The organism is Arthrobacter sp. 05L45_2, from assembly GCF_056397525.1.
Window position 1 is genome coordinate 1 of the sequence record NZ_JBFTNO010000209.1, and the last position, 5,561, is coordinate 5,561.

At 61.8% G+C, this 5,561-nt stretch carries 8 protein-coding genes; 7 read left to right on the top strand and 1 reads right to left on the bottom strand.

Features of this window, described 5'->3' with window-relative positions; all coding sequences use genetic code 11:
• Positions 1 to 820: DnaA ATPase domain-containing protein (locus tag AC1DHD_RS13785; RefSeq protein ID WP_476880260.1), on the bottom strand; the 820-nt coding region annotated here is incomplete at its 3' end.
• Positions 821 to 1,287: 467 nt separating this feature from the next.
• Between AC1DHD_RS13785 and rpmH the strand changes: the two genes are divergently transcribed.
• From rpmH to AC1DHD_RS13820, 7 genes are all read left to right on the top strand, one after another.
• Complete coding sequence (rpmH, locus tag AC1DHD_RS13790; protein ID WP_003800212.1) at positions 1,288 to 1,425, top strand: 50S ribosomal protein L34; 138 nt, start codon at positions 1,288 to 1,290, stop codon at positions 1,423 to 1,425.
• A gap of 41 nt (positions 1,426 to 1,466) precedes the next feature.
• The gene (rnpA, locus tag AC1DHD_RS13795; RefSeq protein WP_476880261.1) at positions 1,467 to 1,877 is read left to right on the top strand and encodes a ribonuclease P protein component; all 411 of its coding nucleotides are present in this window, start codon (positions 1,467 to 1,469) and stop codon (positions 1,875 to 1,877) included.
• Positions 1,870 to 2,277 (top strand): membrane protein insertion efficiency factor YidD, encoded by a 408-nt coding sequence (gene yidD, locus AC1DHD_RS13800; RefSeq protein ID WP_476880262.1) that lies wholly within the window; start codon positions 1,870 to 1,872, stop codon positions 2,275 to 2,277. Before rnpA ends, yidD begins: the two co-directional genes overlap by 8 nt.
• A gap of 16 nt (positions 2,278 to 2,293) precedes the next feature.
• Positions 2,294 to 3,265, top strand: coding sequence for a membrane protein insertase YidC (gene yidC, locus AC1DHD_RS13805; RefSeq protein ID WP_476880263.1), 972 nt, complete (start codon positions 2,294 to 2,296; stop codon positions 3,263 to 3,265).
• Complete coding sequence (locus tag AC1DHD_RS13810; protein ID WP_476880264.1) at positions 3,265 to 3,858, top strand: Jag family protein; 594 nt, start codon at positions 3,265 to 3,267, stop codon at positions 3,856 to 3,858. Before yidC ends, AC1DHD_RS13810 begins: the two co-directional genes overlap by 1 nt.
• 16 nt (positions 3,859 to 3,874) lie before the next feature.
• Positions 3,875 to 4,525 (top strand): 16S rRNA (guanine(527)-N(7))-methyltransferase RsmG, encoded by a 651-nt coding sequence (gene rsmG, locus AC1DHD_RS13815; protein WP_476880265.1) that lies wholly within the window; start codon positions 3,875 to 3,877, stop codon positions 4,523 to 4,525.
• An 85-nt stretch (positions 4,526 to 4,610) separates the two neighbouring features.
• On the top strand, positions 4,611 to 5,561 hold a 951-nt coding region (locus AC1DHD_RS13820; RefSeq protein WP_476880266.1), incomplete at its 3' end, for a ParA family protein.

The following is a 5,561-nucleotide window of genomic DNA, read 5'->3' on the forward strand; positions in this document are numbered from 1 at the left end:
GCTTGGGGGGCTGATCCGAGGTGATGACAACCTGCTTGTTGTTGTTGTGCAGGGCGTTGAAGGTGTGGAAGAACTCCTCCAGGGTCCGGTCCTTGCCGGCAAGGAACTGGATGTCGTCGATGAGCAGGACATCCACGTTGCGGTAGGTCGTTTTGAAGCTGGTGCCCTCGTCATCACGGATCGAGTTGATGAAGTCGTTGGTGAATTCCTCGGAGTTCACGTAGCGGACGCGGATGCCGCTGTAGAGCCGGCGGGCGTAGTGGCCGATCGCGTGCAGCAGGTGGGTTTTGCCCAGTCCCGAGTCGCCGTAGATGAACAGCGGGTTGTAGGCCTTGGCAGGCGCTTCGGCGACGGCGACGGCGGCCGCGTGTGCGAAACGGTTGGAGGACCCGATCACGAAGGTGTCGAAGACGTACTTCGGGTTTAGCCGGCCGAACTCGTGGGACGTGCTCGGCAGCATCGGCTGCGGCTTCAGTTCCACCAGGGGGTCGGCAGCAAGGGCAAGTTCGGCGGCAGGCTCGGGTTCAACATGCAGAGGCACCAGGTCCGTGTCCACGTCGATGGCGCAGCGGATCTCGTCGGAGAAGACGTCACGCAGGGCGTCGTCGAGGGCTTCCTTGACCTGGGTCTGGAGTACCTCGCGTGTGAGTTCGTTGGGAACGGCCACCAGCAGGGTGGAACCGATGAGGCCCTGGGCCTGGGCCAGGATCACGAAGCCGCGCTGCCGGGGCGAGACGCGGTGGTCGTTCTCCAGGAGGCTGACCACCCTGCGCCAGGAACTTCCGACGGTGTTTGCGTGGTTGGCTTCGTCTACCGTCATCAATCAGTTCCTCAAACCTTGCTTGCCTGCGTTACGTGCACCTACATGCCCCGGGCCAGGCGGCTGGCCCCGGCTTAATCCACAGGGTTGTGCACAGTCCGTGGATAATCGGCTACTCGGACACTCTAGGGGATCAAAAGACTAGAAGATAGCTGGGCTCAGGCCTGTGGATAATTACACGGGTGTGGTTCCAAAACCGGGGGCGTGACGTAGTTCATCCACAGCCCGGCCATGCGGTTAACCACAGCTGGGGACAGGCCTGCCGGTGGCCGCCGGTTTGACTCCGGGGGCGTTTTTCCCCTAACGTTGTGAAGTCCTTTGTGTCCGCTTTTCGCCTCTTAGAAGCGCTCCCCGACGCCTTGCGTCTTGCGAGCCGGGGGTAGCGGCACATACAAAACTTAGCGTCGGCCAGTTCTTCCCCTTTTTTGATCGGGTGGGCGCACCTTTGATCCACTGGAGTAACTAACGTGAGCAAGCGGACTTTTCAGCCGAATAACCGCCGTCGAGCCAAGAAGCACGGCTTCCGCCTTCGTATGCGTACCCGTGCCGGCCGCGCCATCCTGGCAGCCCGCCGTGGCAAGGGCCGCACCGAGCTGTCGGCATAAATACCTGACTCATCGGTCACCATCCCTATGCGAGTTGAACGGTGCTAGCCACCCGGAACCGTCTGAGGACCCCTACCGATTTTTCAACAACTGTACGTTCCGGCGTCCGCAATGGACGCCGGAACTTAGTGTTATATACGGCAGCTCTCGCTGCCAATGAGCCAAGCCGCATCGGTTTCATCGTTTCCAAGAGTGTTGGGAACGCTGTTGTCAGGAACCTCGTTAAGAGGAGACTGAGAGAAGCTGGCGCTTTGTCGCTGCAGAACTATCCCAGCGGGTTCGCTATCGTGGTCCGGGCACTGCCCGCCTCGGCAGCTGCCGGCTGGGACGCTCTGTTGGCTGACTATRACGCCGCTTTGGARACRACCATGAAACGCTTGGGCAGCCGCYTTYCACMGGCCGCTTCTACAGTTTCTTACGAGAGAACACAGGAAGGGACCCCGCGTGCGTAACTCAACTGCCGCCGTCGTCCCTGTTCCTCGATCCCGCATCCAAACCGCGGCCCTCTGGCTGGTCAGGTCCCTGTGGAATCTACCGCGGAACATCCTGATCCTCCTGCTGATGGCCTACCGCAAGGTGGTCTCTCCGCTGTACGGACAGGTTTGCCGCTTCTTCCCCAGCTGCTCGGCCTATGCGCTTGAAGCAGTCACGGTGCACGGCGCCGTCAAGGGAAGCTGGCTTGCCGCGAAGCGCCTGGCACGATGCCACCCATGGAATTCCGGCGGAGTGGACCATGTCCCCGCCGGGCACCGGGAGTGGCCCGACGGCCACACCCCCAGAATTGTTGTGCTGAACAACCCGGACCAATACTTGGTTGTTCAGTCTGATGGAGAAGGCCGCTCGGCGGCCTGACGAGTAGGGATATCGTATGGACTTCTTTGGCACGATCATGGCCCCGTTCAAGTGGCTTGTTTCAATCATCATGATTGGATTCCACGACGGACTGAGCACCATCGGCATGCCGGCGGCGAACGGCTGGACCTGGACCCTGTCCATCATCGGGCTCGTCCTTGTGATCCGGGCCGCGTTGATCCCCGTCTTCGTCAAGCAGATCAAGGCCCAGCGTGGCATGCAGTTGCTGCAGCCGGACCTGAAGAAGCTGCAGGAGAAGTACAAGGGCAAAACGGACCAGCTGTCCCGCCAGGCCATGGCCCAGGAACAGATGGCCATGTACAAGAAGCATGGCACCAACCCCTTCTCGGCCTGCCTGCCGATGCTCATCCAGATGCCGTTCTTCTTCGCGCTGTTCCAGGTTCTTTCCGGGATTTCGGCGGCCAAGGACCAGGGTGCCGGCATTGGTGCCATGAGCCATGAGCAAGTGGTGGAATTCGATGCTTCCAGCATCTTCGGCGCCCCGTTGTCTGCGGCCCTGCTCCACGGTGGATCCGGCAACGTCGCCGTTGTGGTGCTCTCGGTCGTGATGATCCTGGCCATGAYGGCCTCGCAGTTCATCACCCAGAAGCAGATCATGGCCAAGAACATGTCCGAAGAAGCCATGGCCAGCCCCTTTATGCGCCAGCAGAAGATGATGCTCTACATCCTGCCGCTCGTCTTCGGCATCGGCGGCATCAACTTCCCCATCGGTGTCCTGATCTACTGGACCACCACGAACCTGTGGACCATGGGCCAGCAGTTCTTCGTCATTCGCCGGATGCCGACGCCGGGATCCCCTGCCGCTAAGGCCCTGGCCGAACGCCGGGCCGCGAAGGGTCTGCCGTCCCTGCCCCTGATGGGTGCCAAGAAGGCCGACGCCGARGCCGAGGCGGCTGCYGCSGCKGCCGCCGTCGCCGCCAAGAGCCAGCGCGTACAGCCCCAGCGCAAGAACAGGAAGAGGAAGTAATGTCTGCCGAGAGCACTGAACACGCTATTTCCGCCGAAACCCCTGCGCAGGATGACCTTCACGAGGTCGGTGCCGGGGAGGCCGGAACCTCCGACAACCCTGCCGCGTCAGCGAAGGGAAGCTCGGCCAGCCGCCTCGAGGAAGAGGGCGACGTCGCCGCGGATTACCTCGAAGAGCTGCTGGACATCGCTGATATCGACGGCGACATCGACATCGAGGTACGCAACGGCCGTACCTACATCTCCATCGTGGCGGAAGACGACGCCGCAGGCCTCGAGAACCTGGTTGGCCGCGACGGTGAGGTGCTTGAAGCCCTCCAGGAGCTGACCCGCCTGGCCGTCCTGTCCGCTACGGAAAACCGCTCCCGCCTGGTGCTGGACATCAACGGCTACCGTGCCGATCGTGCCGGTGATCTGCAGAAGATCGCAGAGGATGCCATCGCATCGGTCAAGGAGTCGGGCAAGGCTGTAGCACTGGCACCCATGAGTGCTTACGAGCGCAAGATTGTGCACGATGCTGTCGCCGATCTCGGGTTTGTCAGTGAATCCGAAGGCGAAGGTGCCGGCCGGCACATCGTTGTTTCCGCAGACTGATTCGCGGGACAGGTTAATGGTGGAAATTACCGCAGCCGAACTGAAGGCTGCCGAAGCAATTTTTGGTGACCGGCTGGACCTGGCCAAGCGCTATGTGGAGCATCTGGCGACGTCAGGCACCGAGCGTGGCCTGATCGGGCCCCGCGAGGTACCCCGCCTGTGGAGCCGGCACGTCCTCAACTGCGCCGTCATCGAACGTGAGATCGCGCATGGCAGCCACGTTGCCGACGTCGGCAGCGGCGCCGGGCTTCCCGGACTCTGCCTGGCAATTGCCCGCCCGGACCTGGAGCTGACACTGATCGAACCGCTCGAGCGGCGGGTCATCTGGCTCCAGGAAGTGGTGGATGACCTCGGCCTGGACAACGTCACCGTGATGCGAACCCGGGCTGAACTGGCCGTGGGCCAGGTGAGCGCCGACATCGTGACCGCACGGGCCGTTTCAGCCCTCTCAAACCTCGCCGGATTGACCATTCCCCTGCTTGGCGGGAAGGGTGAGGTAGTGGCCATCAAGGGCCGTAGCGCCGGCGAAGAAATCGAGAAAGCCGCTAAAACCATCCGGAAACTTGGCGGCGTGGAGACCTCCGTGGTGGTTGTCGGCGACGACCTTCTCGAAGAACCCACAACGGTGGTCAGAATCGTTGTAAACAAGCCTCGAAAGATTGCGTAGCACCAGCCCGGTGCCCTCGGACTCGAAGGGGAAGAGGTTAGGCTAGTAACCGGCAGCAACAGCCGAATGAGAGCGAGAGTGTCAAGTGAGCAGTAGCGAAGCCTCCACACAGCGGATTCCCCCGTTTGTGTCACTGGGGTCAGCACGGGTCCTTTCCGCGCCCGCAGTCGCTCACAATATCTCCGCCAAGCAACCCGCATCGGTTGCTGAAGTAGCCACTTCCACCGGAGTTTCACGTGAAACTTCAACGTCCTCCGGCCGCAACGTACTGGACTCCATCGACGATTCCAGCCCCATCGCCCGCGAACTCGCGCACGAAAACAAGCGTCGCGAGCGGCTCCTGGGACGCGAACTGCCCAAGCCCGAGAAGACCCGCATCTTTACCGTCTCCAACCAGAAGGGCGGCGTCGGCAAGACCACCACTACGGTGAACATTGCCGCAGCCCTGGCCGCGGCGGGCCTCAACGTACTGGTCATCGACATCGACCCACAGGGAAACGCCTCCACCGCGCTTGGCATCGAACACCACGCCGACGTTGACAGCATCTACGACGTCCTCATCAACGACGTTCCCCTGCAGGACGTCGTGGCCCCATGCCCGGACATTGCGAAGCTGATCTGCGCTCCGGCGACAATCCACCTGGCCGGGGCCGAAATTGAGCTGGTCAGCCTGGTTGCCCGCGAACAGCGCCTGCGCCGTGCCATTGACGTCTACGCCAAGGAGCGCGCCAAGAACGGCGAGGAGCGGCTGGACTACATCTTTATCGACTGCCCGCCCAGCCTGGGACTGCTAACGGTGAACGCATTCTGTGCAGCCGGCGAGGTACTCATCCCCATCCAGTGCGAGTACTACGCCCTGGAGGGCCTGAGCCAGCTCCTCAAGAACATCGAAATGATCCAGARGCATCTCAACGCGGATCTGGTGGTATCCACCATCCTGCTGACGATGTACGACGGACGCACCAATCTCGCAGCCCAGGTGGCAGCTGAGGTCCGCGAACACTTCCCTGACCAGGTCCTTGGTGCAGTGGTCCCC